Annotated in this window: 19 protein-coding genes; 9 read left to right on the top strand and 10 right to left on the bottom strand. The window is 69.8% G+C overall.

Annotated features, from left to right (window positions below; genetic code table 11):
* Positions 1–4 precede the first annotated feature (4 nt).
* Positions 5–742 carry a TetR family transcriptional regulator gene (locus NRB56_RS22075; RefSeq protein WP_319943339.1) on the bottom strand — a complete coding sequence of 246 codons (738 nt, stop codon included), beginning with the start codon at positions 740–742 and terminating at the stop codon, positions 5–7.
* A gap of 91 nt (positions 743–833) precedes the next feature.
* On the opposite strand from NRB56_RS22075, the gene NRB56_RS22070 reads away from it, so the two are divergent.
* Entirely contained in the window at positions 834–2,069 is a 1,236-nt protein-coding gene (locus NRB56_RS22070; RefSeq protein ID WP_194290933.1) for an FAD-dependent monooxygenase, read from the top strand.
* Here the strand turns inward: NRB56_RS22070 and NRB56_RS22065 are convergent.
* Together NRB56_RS22065 and NRB56_RS22060 are read right to left on the bottom strand one after the other, a co-directional pair.
* The gene (locus NRB56_RS22065; protein WP_153345071.1) at positions 2,008–2,430 is read right to left on the bottom strand and encodes a hypothetical protein; all 423 of its coding nucleotides are present in this window, start codon (positions 2,428–2,430) and stop codon (positions 2,008–2,010) included. The genes NRB56_RS22070 and NRB56_RS22065 overlap by 62 nt on opposite strands.
* A 149-nt stretch (positions 2,431–2,579) precedes the next feature.
* Entirely contained in the window at positions 2,580–2,999 is a 420-nt protein-coding gene (locus NRB56_RS22060) for a MerR family transcriptional regulator (protein WP_153345069.1), read from the bottom strand.
* A 64-nt stretch (positions 3,000–3,063) separates the two neighbouring features.
* On the opposite strand from NRB56_RS22060, the gene NRB56_RS22055 reads away from it, so the two are divergent.
* The 7 genes from NRB56_RS22055 (at position 3,064) to NRB56_RS22025 (ending at position 8,445) form a co-directional block, all read left to right on the top strand.
* Complete coding sequence (locus NRB56_RS22055; RefSeq protein ID WP_153345067.1) at positions 3,064–3,516, top strand: PPOX class F420-dependent oxidoreductase; 453 nt, start codon at positions 3,064–3,066, stop codon at positions 3,514–3,516.
* 144 nt (positions 3,517–3,660) lie between these two features.
* Positions 3,661–5,151 (top strand): flavin-containing monooxygenase, encoded by a 1,491-nt coding sequence (locus NRB56_RS22050; protein ID WP_194290932.1) that lies wholly within the window; start codon positions 3,661–3,663, stop codon positions 5,149–5,151.
* Between the two features lie 35 nt (positions 5,152–5,186).
* Positions 5,187–6,062, top strand: coding sequence for a TIGR03621 family F420-dependent LLM class oxidoreductase (locus NRB56_RS22045; protein WP_153345063.1), 876 nt, complete (start codon positions 5,187–5,189; stop codon positions 6,060–6,062).
* A gap of 73 nt (positions 6,063–6,135) precedes the next feature.
* On the top strand, positions 6,136–7,023 hold the full coding sequence (locus tag NRB56_RS22040; protein WP_153345061.1) for a class I SAM-dependent methyltransferase: 888 nt from the start codon (positions 6,136–6,138) through the stop codon (positions 7,021–7,023).
* A 40-nt stretch (positions 7,024–7,063) separates the two neighbouring features.
* Positions 7,064–7,228 carry a ribbon-helix-helix domain-containing protein gene (locus NRB56_RS22035; protein ID WP_319943338.1) on the top strand — a complete coding sequence of 55 codons (165 nt, stop codon included), beginning with the start codon at positions 7,064–7,066 and terminating at the stop codon, positions 7,226–7,228.
* A 4-nt stretch (positions 7,229–7,232) separates the two neighbouring features.
* On the top strand, positions 7,233–7,577 hold the full coding sequence (locus NRB56_RS22030) for a VOC family protein (RefSeq protein WP_153345059.1): 345 nt from the start codon (positions 7,233–7,235) through the stop codon (positions 7,575–7,577).
* 1 nt (position 7,578) lies between these two features.
* Positions 7,579–8,445: a class I SAM-dependent methyltransferase gene (locus NRB56_RS22025; protein ID WP_406603515.1), complete on the top strand. Its 867-nt coding sequence runs from the start codon at positions 7,579–7,581 to the stop codon at positions 8,443–8,445.
* A gap of 2 nt (positions 8,446–8,447) precedes the next feature.
* Here NRB56_RS22025 and NRB56_RS22020 read toward each other — a convergent pair whose 3' ends face one another.
* The 7 genes from NRB56_RS22020 to NRB56_RS21990 form a co-directional block, all read right to left on the bottom strand.
* Positions 8,448–9,512: an XdhC family protein gene (locus NRB56_RS22020; protein ID WP_153345057.1), complete on the bottom strand. Its 1,065-nt coding sequence runs from the start codon at positions 9,510–9,512 to the stop codon at positions 8,448–8,450.
* 25 nt (positions 9,513–9,537) lie between these two features.
* Positions 9,538–10,164, bottom strand: coding sequence for a TetR/AcrR family transcriptional regulator (locus tag NRB56_RS22015; protein ID WP_227838114.1), 627 nt, complete (start codon positions 10,162–10,164; stop codon positions 9,538–9,540).
* Between the two features lie 195 nt (positions 10,165–10,359).
* A complete protein-coding gene (locus NRB56_RS22010; RefSeq protein ID WP_153345055.1) occupies positions 10,360–10,569 on the bottom strand; it encodes a ferredoxin in 210 nt (69 codons plus the stop codon).
* Positions 10,566–11,855: an NADH-ubiquinone oxidoreductase-F iron-sulfur binding region domain-containing protein gene (locus NRB56_RS22005; RefSeq protein ID WP_153345053.1), complete on the bottom strand. Its 1,290-nt coding sequence runs from the start codon at positions 11,853–11,855 to the stop codon at positions 10,566–10,568. The genes NRB56_RS22010 and NRB56_RS22005 overlap by 4 nt, the downstream gene beginning before the upstream one ends.
* An 18-nt stretch (positions 11,856–11,873) precedes the next feature.
* Positions 11,874–13,127, bottom strand: coding sequence for an amidohydrolase family protein (locus NRB56_RS22000; protein WP_319943337.1), 1,254 nt, complete (start codon positions 13,125–13,127; stop codon positions 11,874–11,876).
* 123 nt (positions 13,128–13,250) lie between these two features.
* Positions 13,251–14,159: a metallophosphoesterase family protein gene (locus NRB56_RS21995; RefSeq protein ID WP_153345290.1), complete on the bottom strand. Its 909-nt coding sequence runs from the start codon at positions 14,157–14,159 to the stop codon at positions 13,251–13,253.
* 14 nt (positions 14,160–14,173) lie between these two features.
* Positions 14,174–14,413, bottom strand: coding sequence for a cupredoxin domain-containing protein (locus NRB56_RS21990; RefSeq protein WP_319943336.1), 240 nt, complete (start codon positions 14,411–14,413; stop codon positions 14,174–14,176).
* On the opposite strand from NRB56_RS21990, the gene NRB56_RS38415 reads away from it, so the two are divergent.
* Positions 14,406–14,735, top strand: coding sequence for a hypothetical protein (locus NRB56_RS38415; protein ID WP_194290943.1), 330 nt, complete (start codon positions 14,406–14,408; stop codon positions 14,733–14,735). The genes NRB56_RS21990 and NRB56_RS38415 overlap by 8 nt on opposite strands.
* The last annotated feature ends 102 nt before the right edge of the window (positions 14,736–14,837 follow it).

Genomic DNA, 14,837 nt, shown 5'->3' with positions numbered 1-14,837 from the left:
CGCGTTATCGAGACTCGGTGAGATGCCGGTAGAGCGTGGCACGGGAGACCCCGAACCGGGCCGCGATCTCGTCGACGGAACCCTCACCCGCGTCGCGCATCCGCCGGGCGGATTCGATCATCTCGGCGGACAGCACGCCGGGGCGGCCGCGGCGCGCGGGTCGCGGCGGGACGGGCGCGGCGACCGGGCGTGCCGCCGGCACCGGCCCGGACCGGCCGAGCAGCCGCTCGGCACCGTCCAGGATCGCGGCGCGCAGCAGGTCGGCGGGCTGATCACCGAAGAGGACCACCGGATCGCTGAGCATCGCGTAGACCTGAGCGGCCCGGACCCGGGCGGTGAGGTCCGCACCCGGCCCGGCGATCGACTCGTGCACCGACACCGCGAAATCGCGCAGGCGCTCGAAGGTCCGCTCGTCGGCGGCCAGTGACTGGTCCCGCATCTGGATCCGCAGCAGCGTGCGGTGGTTCAGCCATACGTCGAGCAGGCCCGCCACCACGGCCCAGGCCCGCTCCCCCGGATCACCGAGGTCCGCCGCGGCCGCCACCACCGCCTCGCTCTCGGTCAGCAATGGTTCGACCAGCGCGGCGACGATGTCGGACTTGCTCGGAAAGTGATAGAGCACAGCGGTTTTCGTCAGACCGACCCGGTCGGCGATCTCCCGGACGGTGACGGCGTGATGGCCGCGTTCGGCGAACAGCTCGAGCGACACCGCCAGGATGCGCGCACGGGAATCATCGATCACGGGCCGATCCTACCCCTTGACTGACCATTGGTCAGCGACCTATGGTGGTTCTACTGACCAGTGGTCACTCTTTTTGAGACAGGATGCGATCATGCGAAACGAACGGATACTCATCTCGGGGGCCGGGATCGCCGGGCAAACCCTCGCGTATTGGCTTGCACGGCACGGCTTCCGGCCCACGATCGTCGAACGCGCGGCGGGGCTGCGACTCGGCGGCCAGGGTGTGGACATTCGCGAGCGGGCCATCGAGGTCATCGAGCGGATGGGGCTGACGGCACAGGTCCGGGCGGCCGCCGCCGACGTGCTCGGGATGCGGTTCGTCGATGCCGGCGGCCGCATCCGCGGAGAGGTGAACATGGCGGGGATCAAGGAGCGTATCGGCAGCGACGAGGTCGAGATCATGCGCGGCGACCTGATCCGGCTGCTGCACGACCGCAACGCCGGAACGGTGGAATACCTGTTCGGCGAGTCGATCTCGGCGCTCGAGCAGGACGCGGACGGCGTCACCGTCGAGTTCGAGCGGGCCGGGCGGCGGAGGTTCGACCTGTTGGTCGGCGCCGACGGGCTGCATTCGGCGGTGCGCCGCCTGGCTTTCGGCCCGGAACAGCGCTTCGTGCGGCATCGGGATCACTATTTCGCCTTCGGCGACGCCGATGCGGCGCTGGGCCCGGACCGCTGGGTCACCGTATACAACACTCCCGGCGCGATGGCGGGTGTCTACCGATCGGGCGCGCATCCACAGGCCAAGGCGTACCTCGCGTTCCGCGGGCCGAGCGGGAAATTCGATCCCCGTGACCCCACGGCCGTGCGCCGCGCGCTCACGGCGCGGTTCGGCGACGATCCGGCCTGGCACGTCGCGTCGTTGCTCGAATCCGTGCTCGCCGATGACGAGATGTACTTCGACGCGCTCGCGCAGGTCCATATGCCGGAGTGGGCGAGTGGGCGGGTGGTGCTGGTCGGCGACGCCGCCTATTGCGCCTCACCGGTTTCCGGCAGCGGCGCTGAAATCGCGCTGACCGGCGCCTACCGGCTCGCGGATGAACTCGCCGCGGCCGACGGCGATCACGAGCGGGCGTTCCCGCGATACGAACACGCACAACGGCCCTCGGTGCGCCGGAAACAACAGATCGGACCCAATCTGCGCCTGCTGGTGCCGAAGACCCGCGCGGGCATCGTGATTCGCAACACCCTGACGCGCCTGCCGGTCCTCGAATCGATGGCGGGTATGGAGCGAATCATGGCTCCCCGCAACACCGAACCGCTGACTACGGCACGTACAGATACCACTCCGCGAAGTTGCCCTGCATCGGCCAGCTCGCGGCCATGATCTTCGCGACGCCCATACCGACCCACAGGTCCGTGGTCTCGGTCCGGCCGGGCCGTCCGTCGGAGTGCACGTACACATCCGCGGACCGCAGGCCCTGGGAGCCGAGCCAGCCCAGCGACACGTGATTACCGCAGGGGCCGTTCAGATATCCCGTCGGCGTCACGTGCGCGAGCACGTGACCGGGGGCGCGCGGCGCGGCCTCCAGCGCCACGCTGATCGCTCCCGCACAGAAATTCGCGTCACCGAACGTGAAAAGGGTGGTACCGAAAGGCGGCAACTGCGGCAGCGGATCGGCCTGAGCCGGCTCCGTGCCACACACCGCCGCGGCGATCCCCGCCGCTGCCGCAACCCCCGCTGCCATGCGCCGCACCGTCATCAGTCGATGTCCTTCCCGCGTAACGACTCTCGTCGCCGGACTACCCGATCCGGCCGTACCCACCCAGGCGGACCCCCAACGACATCGCAACGGTGCGTCAGCGGGAGTCGTTCCGGCCCTTATGGTATCGGAGGCTAACGGACGGAGTCGACTATCCGGGGATTCGGGCTTCCCACCGGCGGATGGACACCGCAGGTACAAGCCTCGAGCGAGGGGCAGGTACAGCGCAGACCCCACTCGATGAGGGCCCGCGCCTGCGCGAGAACAGCCATGCGCGCGTCGATGTCGGCCAGCTTCGCCGCCGCCAGTTCCCGGCTCGCGGGGCGGCCGGGGGTCTCGTCCGCGAGCAGCGTGGCGATCTCGTCGAGCCCGAATCCGGACGCCTTGCAGATCTCGATGGCCCGCAACCGGATCAGCACGGATTCGTCGTAGCGCCGGCGCCCGCCGACCCGTTCCGGCGGGCGCAGCAGCCCTCGATCCTCGTAGTAGCGCAGTGTGGTCGCCGCGACACCCGAGAGCCCGGCGACCTCACCGATGGACAACGCTGCGGTCATGCCCCCGATCATCGCCCGATACCGGGCTTGACTTCCAGTCGGCTCGAAGTCGTTGAATACCGGCATGTCGAACCTCTACCCCGAGCTGGCCCGATCCCGCTACGCACTGCTGCGCAGCCATCGGCGCGACGGCACCGCCGTGGATACCCCGATCTGGTTCCGGCTGGACAACACCACCCTCGTGTTCCGCACCAAGATCGGGCCGAAGACCCGGCGGCTCGCGGCGTCCCCGCGGGTCGAGTTGTGGCCGTGTGATCATCGTGGCCGGGTCGCCGGCAACCCCGCCGCCGTGACCGGGCACGCGGCGATCCTGACCGGCGACGACGCGGAGACCGCGAACCGCGCGCTGCACGAACGCTACGGCTGGCAGTGGAACGTCATCCCGATGATCAAGATCCCTGGCGTGGTGAACGTCCATCGGGCACTGAGCTTTTCGGAGAAGCTGCGGCGCACCCGGACGAAGACGTTGTGGCCGGACAGCGCGATCGTGCGAGTGGAACTGGATCCGGTGCGGTGATACGTGCGCGCCGAAGTGCTCACGAGAATCGCGGAACTGGAAGACAATCTGAAGGTCATCACGCCGGGGATCGATGTGTATCGCGGTCGGATGACGCAGACGGATTGTGGGCGCCCACGCCCTGATCGCTCGGAGGGGGCAATCATGACGGTGCCGGGAAACGGCGAATCGGAATCACGGCGACGGGTCGGCGTGGTCGGCGCGGGAATCGCGGGACTGGCGACCGCGAAGGTGCTGCGCGAGGACGGGTTCGAGGTGATCGTCTTCGAGCGAGCGGAGACGATCGGAGGCGTCTGGGCCGCGTCCCGGACCTATCCGGGCCTGCGGGCCAACAATTCCCGGGAGACGTACGCGTTCTCCGACCACCCGTACGAATCCGCGGCGAACCACTACCCGGACGCGGAACAGATTCGCGGCTACCTGGATTCGTATGCCCGCCGATTCGGACTGGAGTCGGCGATACGACTGTCCACCGAGGTGGTGCGGGTCGGCCGCGCCGGAACCGGGTTCACCGTGGAGACCCGGGGTCCGGACGGGAACGGCAGCGTGGCTTGCGATTTCGTCGTCGTCTGCGCGGGCACGTTCTCCGTGCCGAACGCCCCGGAGATCGCGGGAGCCGATCGGTTCGAGGGGACGGCCGTGCACTCGAGCGCGGCGACCGCACCGGAGTTGTTCACCGGGCAGCGGGTCGTGGTGGTCGGCGCCGGGAAGTCGGCGCTGGACTGCGCCGCCTGGGCCGCCGACCGTGCCCGGGAAAGCACGCTGGTGTTCCGGCAACCACATTGGATGGCGCCGCGGTTCCTGCCCGGCGGTGTTCCCAGTGACCGGGTGCTGATCAATCGGCCCACCGAACTGCTGTTCCGGTACCACCGGCTCTCGAAGGCCGAGCGCGTGCTGCACGGGCCGGGACGATGGCTACCGGCGGCGTTGATGTGGGCCATGGGGAATGTCTTCCGCATCACCCAGCGGGTGCCCGCGATCATGGTTCCGGCGCGCCCGCTGCCGGTGGGATTCGAGAACATCGGGATGGCCTCGGAATTCTTCGCGGCGGTCCGGACCGGTCGAATCACGTTGCGGCGGGACGTGATCGCGGAGTTCACCGGCCCGCACGAGCTCCGGCTCGGCGGCGGTGAACGGGTCGGCGCGGATGTGGTGGTGTTCGGCACCGGCTGGCGGACGCAGCTGCCGTTCCTGGCGCCGGAGCTGGCGGCGGAGGTGTTGCGCGACGGGCGTTTCCACCTCTACCGGCACATCCTGCCGCCGGATGTGCCCGGGCTCGGATTCGTGGGCTACGCGTCGTCGGTCGCGTGCCAGCTCAGTTCGGAGATCTCGGCGCACTGGCTGTCGCAGCATTTCCGCGGCGAGCTGGAACTGCCGGAAGCCGAGGCGATGCGCGCGGAGATCGCGCGGGTGCACGCCTGGGTCGAGCGGGAGCTCCCGGCGCGCCGCGAGGGGTTCTTCGTCGGACCGCATCTGCTGCACCACATCGACGATCTGATGACCGATATGCGACTGCCGGTGCGCCGCAGCCGGACCGCGTTCGCCGAATACGCCGGGAAGTTCTCACCGGCCCGCTACCGGGATGTCGCCGCCGAGCGGGCCCGGGCGCGAACCGGGCACGCAATCGCCCCCTGACGGCGCCGCTCCGCCGGACGTGGTAGGCAGGAGCCATGAGCGACTTCAGGTTCGGCGTCAACATGCTCTCTCTCGGCTCGCGTGCGGAATGGATCGAAAAGTGCCGCCGGGCAGAGGAACTCGGGTTCGATGTGATCGGGGTGCCCGACCATCTCGGGCTGCCCGCGCCGTTCCCGGCGATGGTGCTGGCCGCGGCGGTCACCGAGCGGGTGCGGGTGAACTCGTTCGTGCTCAACGTGCCGTTCTACAACCCGGTCCTGCTGGCCCGCGAGGTGGCCACGGTCGATCTGCTCACCGACGGGCGGGTGGAGATCGGGCTCGGCGCGGGTTACGTGAAGGCCGAGTTCGACGCGGCGGGGATCGCGTTCCCGACCGGCCGGCAGCGGGTCGAACAGCTGGCGGAGACGGTGTCGACGTTCCGGAAGTTGTTCGGCGACAACGGCTACGAGCCGCAGCCGACCCGGCCGGGCGGGCCGCCGCTGCTCATCGCGGGCTGGGGTGACCGGCTGCTGCGGGTGGCCGCCGAACACGCCGATGTCATCGCCTTCACCGGCGCCGGCACCGACGACAGCGGGCATCTCACCGGAGCCGGGCCGGAGGCCCTGGACCGGCGGGTGGAGTATGTGCGCGGCCTGCTGGGCGCACGCCGGGACCGGGTCGAGTTCAATCTGCTGTTGCAGGCGCTGGCGGGTCCGGGCGAACGGCCGGAGCTGGTCGAGCGGATGGCCGCACATCTGCCGCCGGATCTGCTCGAGCGGGTCGAGGAGGTGCCGATGCTGCTGGTGGGCGACCACGCGGAGATGGCCGATCGGCTGCGGGAGCGCCGGGAACGGTTCGGAATCAACTATCTGACCGTGCTGGAGCCGAACATGGCGAAATTCGCGCCGTTGATTCCGCTCCTGCGCTCCTGACCGGATCCGGGAAAGGTTTGCCGATTCGGCAACGAAATTTGCCAGAATCGACGGCGTCACGCACAGTCGTGGCATGACGCACAGCCAAGGCACCCACCAGCACGGACATCAGCATCAGCACGCGCCCGCGGGCGACTTCGACTGGGCCGGGATGGCCGAGATCCTGGTCGGCGAGGCCGAGGCGTATCAGCCCTTCCTGGACGGCGCCTTCGCCGATCTCGGCGACCTCGAACCGCAGCGCGTGCTCGACATCGGCAGCGGGCCGGGCGTGGCGGCGTGCCTGCTGGCCCAGCGGTTCCCGCAGGCCGAGGTCGTCGCGGTGGACGGCACCCCCGAGTTGCTCGAGTACGCGCGGCAGCGGGCGGAGCGGCTCGGCGTCCGGCTGGTCACCCGGCAGGGGAATTTCCCGGCGGATCTGGCCGAACTGCCCGAGGCGGATCTGATCTGGACCTCGCATGTGATGCACCACGTCGGCGATCAGGTGGGCGCGCTGGCCGCCCTGGCGGCGCGGCTGCGGCCCGGCGGAGTGCTGGCCGTCGCCGAGGGCGGGCTGCCCCGGCGCACCCTGCCGCGCGACATCGGCTTCGGCCGGCCCGGCTTGCAGGTCCGCCTCGACGCGCTGGTCGGCGAGCGATTCGAGCAGATGCGCGCGGAACTACCGGAATCTGTTGCGGTGGTAGAGGATTGGCCGGAGATGCTGCGCACCGCGGGCCTGATCGACGCGCACAGCCGCAGCTATCTGGTGGACCGCCCGGCACCGCTGACCGGGACGCCGCGGCACTGGGCGCGCCAGGATCTGCAACGCCATCGCGACTCGCTCGGCGACCTGCTCGCGGCCGACGATCTGGCCACGCTGGACCGGCTGCTGGACCCCGCCGATCCGGCCGGTATCGATCAGCGTCCGGACGTCTACCTGCTCACCGCCAGGACCGTGCACTTCGCCCGTCGACCGGAGAACTGAACCCTTCCCGGCTAGATTGCTAGCATGCTAGCATCGGTGCGTGGGCGAGAACGTCAAACAGTTCAACGTGTACCTGCCGGTCGAGCTGATCAAGCAGGTCAAGTTCCACGCCATCGAGTCGGGCTCGTCACTGTCGGCCCTGGTCGCCGCGGCGCTGCGGGACTATCTCGAGGCCCACGGACAGCCATCGACGCAGGAGGAGTGAACGGATGACCACCGACGGAATCGAGGCGGTGTTCCTCACCACGCACAATTGGGGAAAGGCCGCGAAGTTCTTCCAGGCCTTGGGTTTCCGGCTCGACTTCGAGACCGATCACAACTCCGGGCAACTGCGGGCCGCCGAGGGGCCGTACGTCTTCGTCGCCGAGGTGCCCGAGGATCGGCCGGCCGAGGCACAGTTGGTGCTGAAGGTGGCCGACGCGGACGCCTTCCGGCCCGGCCCGGCGGTCGAGGTCGTCACCGAATTCGAGGACACCCATTTCGGGACGCGCGAGATGACGGTCCGCGACCCCGACGGCCGGCTGTGGAGCATCCAGGCTCCCGGGAAGAACTGAGGTGGGGACCGTGGCGGACGCCCCACCCGAACCGCCGGACAACACCGCCGTCCGGGTCGCCCTGTGGCGGGCCCGGCACCTGGAGGTCGACGCCGCTCCGCCGGTCCTGGCCGACGACATCGGCCTGCGACTGGTCGATCCCGAGCCGGGCTGGCGCGAGCGCGGCGACATGCATCCGCAGGGCACCGCCGGATTCCGCGCGTCGATCGTGGCGCGGGCCCGGTTCATCGAGGACCTGGTGGCCGAGCGGGTGGATGCCGGTGTCGGCCAATATCTGCTGCTCGGTGCGGGTTTGGACACCTTCGCCGAGCGGCGGGCCGATCTCGGTTCCCGGCTGCGGATCTTCGAGGTCGAGCGGCCCGGCACCCAGGCCTGGAAGCGGCATCGGCTGATCGAGCTCGGCTACGGCGTCCCGGCGTGGCTGCGCTTGGTCCCGGTCGATTTCGAGGCCGGCGAGGACTGGTGGGAGAAGCTGCGCGCCAACGGTTTCGACGCAGACCGGCCGGCCGTGGCGGCCTCGGCCGGGGTCTCGATGTACCTCACCCGGGAGGCCACCGCCGCCACCTTGGGCCGGCTCGCCGGGCTCGCAGCGGGTTCCACGGTCGTCATGACCTTCCTGCTGCCGGCCGAGCTGGTGGACGAGGCCGACCGCGTGGGCCTGGAGATGTCCCAGCGCGGCGCGCAGGCCGCGGGCACCCCGTTCCTCAGCTTCTACGCCCCCGGCGACATGCTGGACCTGGCCCGGTCGGCCGGGTTCGCGGAGGTCCGGCACGTCTCCGGAAAGTCGCTGGGCGACCGCTATTTCGCGGATCGCGCGGACGGGCTGCGGCCGTCCAGCGGTGAGGATCTGCTCGTCGCCCGCACCTGAAGTCAGACGGCCGGGCGCACCGCGTGGATCGGGTCGTCGGTCGCCGACAGCGGCCGGGTGGTGCCGCCGCGGCGGTGCGCGACGATCTCGGCGGCGATCGCGACCGCCGTCTCCGCGGGGGTACGGCCGCCCAGGTTCAGGCCGATCGGCGAATGCAGCCGGGCCAGTTCGGTATCGGTGAGGCCCGCCGCGCGCAGATGCTCGCGGCGGTCCCGGTCGGCCCGGCGGGAGCCGAGCGCGCCGACGTAGGCGATCGGCAGCCGCAACACCAGTTCCAGCACCGGGATGTCGAACTTCGGGTCGTGGGTGAGCACGCAGACGACGGTGCGGGAGTCGATCCGGGTCTGTGCCAGATAGCGATTCGGCCATTCGACGACCACCTCGTCGGCGTCCGGGAATCGAGCGGCCGTGGCGAACACCGGCCGGGCATCGCAGACGGTCACGTGATAGCCGAGGAAGCGGCCGATGCTCGCGACCGCGGCGGCGAAGTCGATGGCGCCGACGATGATCATTCGTGGTGGCGGAGTGAACGATTCGACGAAGACGGTCACCTCGGCGGGTTCGCAGCCGACCACGCGCAGCCCGGTGGCCCCGGTGTCCAGCATCGCCGCCGCCTCGGCGACCACCTCGGCGGGCAGCGGGCCGCCGATCACCTCGTCCCCGGCCAGCGCCAGCAGCCGTCCCGTGCCCAGATCACGCACCAGCGCAACGGGTTCCGGGCCGTACAGCACCGCGTCGAGCACCGCGTGGTCGTCGGCGGTGATGCGCTGCACGAACACGTCCAGCGCACCGCCACAGGTCAATCCGGCCGCGAACGGGTCGGATTCGCTGTAGCCGAACGTCTCGCGCACCGCCCGCCCGGATTCCAGGACCTCGCGGCACAATTCGTACACCGCGCCCTCGACGCAGCCGCCGGACAGGCTGCCGAGCACGGTGCCGTCGGCGCCGACGGCCATGGTGGCCCCGGCGGGCCGCGGCGCGCTCCCGGTGACGTCCACGATCGTGGCCACGGCGAAGCTGCGGCCCGCCGCATGCCACGCCTTCAGTTCGGCTGCCAATTCGCGCATCGCGCACATCCTCTCGACAGGCGGATCAGCCGTCCACGCCGGCGGCCGGTGCGGTGGCGGCCGTGGGCCCGTCGCCCTCGAGCCGCCCGATGAACTGATCGACGAGCGCGAGCGCCTCGGCGTGGCCGGTGGTCACGCCGAGTGACTCTTCCCGGATGCGCACCTGGCAGATCGCGGTCATCAGGAAGATCGCGGCCTCGGGCGCGATGCCGTACATGCTGTGGCCGCGCTGCTCCAGGCAGCGGGTCAGCACCGACAGCTGCAGCGTGCGGTAACGCTGCGCGTAGTCGGCCAGATGCGAGCGAATCTTCTTACGGTGCGCGGCCAGTGCCGCGAACTCGTTGGTGAGCGTGGTGCCGGAGGGCTGATTGGCCAGCTCCCACATCACCCGCAGCGGATGGTCCGCCGATTCCAGGATCTGCGTCTGACGGACCTGCAGATGCTCGGCGCGGCGGTCCAGCGCCGCGATGAACATGTCGTCCAGGGTCTGGAAATAGTAGTGCACCAGCGGCGGGGTGACACCCGCCTCCCGCGCCACCCGGCGGATCCCGACAGCGGCGTACCCCTCCTCCAGCATCAGCCGCTCCACGATGTCGAGCAGCTGGTGACGGGTCTTGGAGTGCTCGGTACCCATGCGGCGCGTCGAGGTCATGCGAACATTCTGCTCGACTGTCCCGTTCGGCGCGCTTAACACCTGTTCAGCTTACCGGTTCCGGCGCCCGATTTCACGGGCTCCACGCAGGTGGGAGGGTTCGGCCAGTGCAGCGGCGCCCGGCGTGCGACACGAGCGGACCGGCGCCACCCGCATGCCGCGGGAGCTCCGGTCCGCTCGCTGATCGTCCGCGAATTACTGTGCGCCGTTGTTCATTTCGATGATGGCGTGCACCGGGCAGTCGAGCAGGGCGCGCTGGACGGCGTCGTGGTCGGCCGCGGGGACGTCGTCACCGTTGCGTTCCATCGAGGCGTAACCCCAGTCGTCCAGCGGGAAATACTCCGGGGCGTGCTTCGCGCAGATCCCGAACCCGTCGCAGAGGGTGCGATCCAGACGGACTTTCATACCAGCTCCCCAGCTTCCACTTCGAACGGGCGGACGGCGGTGTACGGATGCGCGGCGCAGGTGGGGCACCTGCCGCCGAGGTGCGCGGACACCTCGTCCGGGAATTCGGCGAACAGGCTCGCCGCGACATTCGTCGCCGCATCCAGTGTGCCGCAGGCGCCGCGGCCCCGGAGCACGGTCGACCAGCGGCGCAGCCGATCGAGATCCTCGCCGGTGGCGAGGCCGTCGCGCAGCGCCTCGGCGGCGGCGGCCATGGCGGCCGTGCCGTTGAAGCACGAGCCGCACTGCCCGGCGTTCTCCCGATCGAAGTAGCGCAGTACGGCCGCGGCGACCGCGACCGGGCAGGTCTCCTCGGTGAGGACCGCGATGGCGCCGCAGCCCAGGCCCGCGCCGAGACCGCGCAGCGTCTCGTGATCCATGCTCGCGTCGAGCACGCGCCGGTTGATCAGGCCGTTGAAGTAACCGCCGAGCAGCAGACCGGTCACCCGGTCGGTGGAAACACCGTGCCGGGCAAGCAGTTCCGGCACCGGGGTGCCGTGCGCGAGCTCGTAGGTCACGGGCGCGCCGGCGCCGGTGACGGTGGACAGGAAGGTGCCCGGCGAACCGGGGGTGCCCACCGACCGGTATTCCGCGGCGCCGTGCGCCAGCAGGAACGGCAGGTGCGCAAGCGTTTCCACATTGCTCACCAGGGTGGGGCGGCCGTCGACGCCCTCCTGGAACGGCCGCGGCGGCTTGTCCGTCGGCTTCGCCGGACCGCCGTTGACCGCGCGCACCGCCGCGGTCTCCTCCCCCGCCACGTAGCCGGGCTCGACGGTGACCAGTTCCAGTGCGGCGCCGCCCAATACGCCGTCGAAATCGGCGATCGCGGCCGCCACGGCCCGCGCTCCGGCGGGATCCGACACGTACAGCACGGCCCGACCGGCGCCGACGGTGTGCGCGGCCAGCCGCAGGCCGTCCAGCACCAGATGCGGCCGGTAACGCAGCAGCCAGCGGTCCTTCACCGAAGCCGGTTCGCCCTCTTCACCATTGGCGAGGACCACCGGCCGCACCCCCGCGTTGCGCACGGTGGACAGCTTGCGGCCCAACGGGAACGCCGCGCCGCCACGGCCGAGCAGGCCGCCGTCGGTGACGGTGGTCACGAACGTCTCGGGATCGGGCAGCGCGGCGTAACCGCCGGTGCCCCGGTAGGCGTCCAGCGACTCCGTATCGTTGAGCTCGCGCAGCAGCCGGGGCGTACAGCCCTCGGCCACACCGACATTCAATTGTCCGGTCATCAGGTCTTCCATCTCGGCGGGGGGACGGGATCAGGCCACGCGCTCGGCGTACAGCCGGGCGTACTCGGCGCGGGTGCGGGTCGAGACGTCCACGTCGGTGGCCTGCGCCCGCAGTGCGCCGACGGTGGTCTGCTCACGCGCGGTGCGGGCGAACGGATCCCAGCCGAAGAACGTGCACGCGTTCTGCCAGGTGATCTTGTCGATGTCGGAATCGTCGGCGCCGACGGCCTGCAGCTCCGAGAGCACCAGCTCCGGCGCGTCCGGCCAGTACGAATCCGAGTGCGGGTAGTCGCATTCCCACGCGATGTTCTCGATACCGATGTCGTGCCGCAACTTCAGCGTGGTCTTGTCGGTGACATAGCAGGCCAGCACGTGCTCGCGGAAGACGTCGCTGGGCAGCTTGCCGCCGAAGTCGCGGCGCAGCCACTTCTGGTTGGTGTAGTGGCGATCGGAGCGGTCGAGGTAGAACGGGATCCAGCCGATGCCGCCCTCGGACAGCGCGATCTTCAGGCCCGGATAGGTGCGCAGCGCGGGGCCCCACAGCAGATCCTGGATGGCCAGCTGGGACACGCTGGGCGCCAGCACCATCAGGTTGTCGATCGGGGCGTCGGGAGCCAGCCGCAGCGCGCCGAAGCCCTGGCCGATGTGCAGGCACATCACCACGTCGTGGTCCTGCAGCGCCTGGAAGACCGGGCCCCAGTACTCGATGTCGAAGTAGCTGGGCAGGCCGTCGATGTGCGGCAGCTCGGGCATGGTCACCGCGCGCACCCCGCGCGCGGCGACCCGCTCGATCTCGGCGACGGCCAGCTGCGGATCCCACAGCGGCAGAATGGCGATCGAGATGAACCGGTCCGGGTAGGCGCCGGCCCACTCGTCGATGTGCCAGTCGTTGTAGATGGAGATCATGCCGACGGTGATCTCGTCCTTGAGGTGGGTCAGGTGCCCGGCCGAGAATCCGGTGAAGGTGGGGAAGCACATGGAGCCGAACACGCCGTTGACGTTCATGTCCCGCACGCGCTCGTGGATGTCGTAGACCGCCGGGCGCATCTCGGCGTAGCCCGCCGGGTCGCGGTCCCACTCCTCGGCCGGCCAGGTGACGACCGCGTTCAGGCCCGCGACGCCGGTCGGGCGGCCCCGGTAGATCCAGCGGTCGATGCCCTTGTCGTCGACGACGACCTTGGGAGCCAGGTCCACCCACTTCGACGGGACGCGGCCTTCGAACATGTCGATCGGCTCGACCACATGGTCATCGATGCTCACCAAGATCATGTCGTCGATGTTCACCCTGACACCTCACTGCTCCCGGGATCACGCGTGGGACCCCGACTACATCCCTGGAGATTGGTCATCTCTTTATCGGAGAATAACACTCTCCGACGGGAGTGGAAGCGGCGAATTCCCCCGCGATCAGGGCAGCGGCGTATCCGTGACCGCCAGGGACCGCTGCCCCTTCCGGTAGCTGACCTCACGGACACCGAGGGCCGCGTGCAGTTGCCCCGGCGGGAGCGTCACCGGTTTCGGAGCCGGGCCGTCACCCGGATGCGGTAGTGGATACGCGGTCGTCGTGGCGCTGTGGAAGGTGACCTTGTCCTCGGTCTTGCTGAACAGCTGGTGCACGTGGCCGTTGAGGCAGGTCACCGAGTCGAAGCGGCTCAGCAGGCTCAGTACCTGCATCGCGTCGTCGGTCCCCCAGCCCCACTGGGGATACATCGCGAACAGCGGGATGTGACTGAACACGACGATCGGGGTGTCCGAGCGCAGGCCCGCGACGTCCTTGCGGACGAAGTCCACCTGATCGGTGCCCAGATGGCCGAGACTCTGCAGATTCAGGGTGTTGACCAGGGCGATCACGTGGACGCCGGCGATGTCGAAGCTGTACCAGCCGTCGCCGCGGGTGCCGTGGCCGAAGACCGCCCGGTACTTCTGGCCCGCGTCGTCCACCGAATCGTGCTCGCCGGGCACGGTGAACACGTGCGGCGTGTTCAGACCGAGCAGCATCTGCTTCACCTGGTCGAACTGGTCGGGTGTGGACAGGTGGGTCAGATCGCCGGTGTGGATCACGAAATCCGGGGCGTAACCGAGCGCGTTCACCCGGCCGATCGCCTCCGCGAAACTGGCGGTCACATCGGCGTTGGCCGGGCCCTGGAAGCCGAGATGACTGTCCGACAGTTGCACGAATCGCAGATCCGGACGGGCCGTCTCGGCACGCGCCGCCGGTGGCCCGGCGACCTGTGCGACCACCGCACCGCCGGCGACCGACAGGCCGACCGCAGCCCCGAACCACGCGGAGTGCCGGAGCAGTTCGCGACGACTCATCCCCTCCTGCCCGGTCACGGCGTCACCACCACGGTGCCGTGCATGAACGGGTGGATGGAACACACGTAGTCGACGGTGCCCGCCTTGGTGAAGGTGAAGGAATACGTTGCGCCGGTACCCATTCCGGGCGAGTGCAGGGTGCCGTCCGCGCTGACCACGGTATGTGGTTCCTCGTCGCGGTTGGTCCAGGTGACCGTGCTGCCGACCCGGACCGTGAGTGCGGCCGGGGCGAACGCGAAGTTGTCGATGGTCACCGCCGGGGTTCCGGTGGGGACAGTGGCGGGTGCCGATGTGGCCGCGGTGGTGACGGGCGGCATCGACATGCCGGGCATGTCCGGCATCGGGGTGCCGTGGGCGGGGAAGCCCGGAGTTTCCGAGCCGGGGGCGAACACCGGCGTGGGGGCCGCCGGCGTGCCGGTCGAAGTCGTTGTGCCGCAGGCCGTCACGGCGGCGGCGCAGGCGGCCACGGCCAGCACGCCGATCGGCGAGCGCCTTCTTGCGGTAGCGGATCTCATTCGTGATCTCCTCCAGGACAACGGCATTCGATCATCACCGGGCGGTGCGATGCCGTCGTGAGGAGATAGCGAACCGGGTTACAGGCACGTCGACCGGCCGAACATGTTCCGGTCCGCGACGAGCGCGACCAGGCAGGTCGACCACGCTACCCCGGCCGCGTCC

This window comes from Nocardia aurantia, assembly GCF_009604425.1.
Lineage (GTDB): Bacteria > Actinomycetota > Actinomycetes > Mycobacteriales > Mycobacteriaceae > Nocardia > Nocardia aurantia.
The sequence above is the reverse complement of the archived record's forward strand: the minus strand, read 5'-3'. Positions and strand labels throughout refer to the sequence as shown.

Bases quoted from the DNA above. Each gene is read 5' to 3' on its own strand.
- NRB56_RS22065 (WP_153345071.1), bottom strand. From the start codon at position 2,430: ATGGCAGCGGGGGTTGCGGCAGCGGCGGGGATCGCCGCGGCGGTGTGT.
- NRB56_RS22010 (WP_153345055.1), bottom strand. From the start codon at position 10,569: ATGAAAGTCCGTCTGGATCGCACCCTCTGCGACGGGTTCGGGATCTGC.
- NRB56_RS22060 (WP_153345069.1), bottom strand. From the start codon at position 2,999: ATGACCGCAGCGTTGTCCATCGGTGAGGTCGCCGGGCTCTCGGGTGTC.
- NRB56_RS22055 (WP_153345067.1), top strand. From the start codon at position 3,064: ATGTCGAACCTCTACCCCGAGCTGGCCCGATCCCGCTACGCACTGCTG.
- NRB56_RS22070 (WP_194290933.1), top strand. From the start codon at position 834: ATGCGAAACGAACGGATACTCATCTCGGGGGCCGGGATCGCCGGGCAA.
- NRB56_RS22005 (WP_153345053.1), bottom strand. From the start codon at position 11,855: ATGGAAGACCTGATGACCGGACAATTGAATGTCGGTGTGGCCGAGGGC.
- NRB56_RS21995 (WP_153345290.1), bottom strand. From the start codon at position 14,159: ATGAGTCGTCGCGAACTGCTCCGGCACTCCGCGTGGTTCGGGGCTGCG.
- NRB56_RS38415 (WP_194290943.1), top strand. From the start codon at position 14,406: ATGGTCACCGCCGGGGTTCCGGTGGGGACAGTGGCGGGTGCCGATGTG.
- NRB56_RS22015 (WP_227838114.1), bottom strand. From the start codon at position 10,164: ATGACCTCGACGCGCCGCATGGGTACCGAGCACTCCAAGACCCGTCAC.
- NRB56_RS22050 (WP_194290932.1), top strand. From the start codon at position 3,661: ATGACGGTGCCGGGAAACGGCGAATCGGAATCACGGCGACGGGTCGGC.
- NRB56_RS22030 (WP_153345059.1), top strand. From the start codon at position 7,233: ATGACCACCGACGGAATCGAGGCGGTGTTCCTCACCACGCACAATTGG.
- NRB56_RS22020 (WP_153345057.1), bottom strand. From the start codon at position 9,512: ATGCGCGAATTGGCAGCCGAACTGAAGGCGTGGCATGCGGCGGGCCGC.
- NRB56_RS22040 (WP_153345061.1), top strand. From the start codon at position 6,136: ATGACGCACAGCCAAGGCACCCACCAGCACGGACATCAGCATCAGCAC.
- NRB56_RS22045 (WP_153345063.1), top strand. From the start codon at position 5,187: ATGAGCGACTTCAGGTTCGGCGTCAACATGCTCTCTCTCGGCTCGCGT.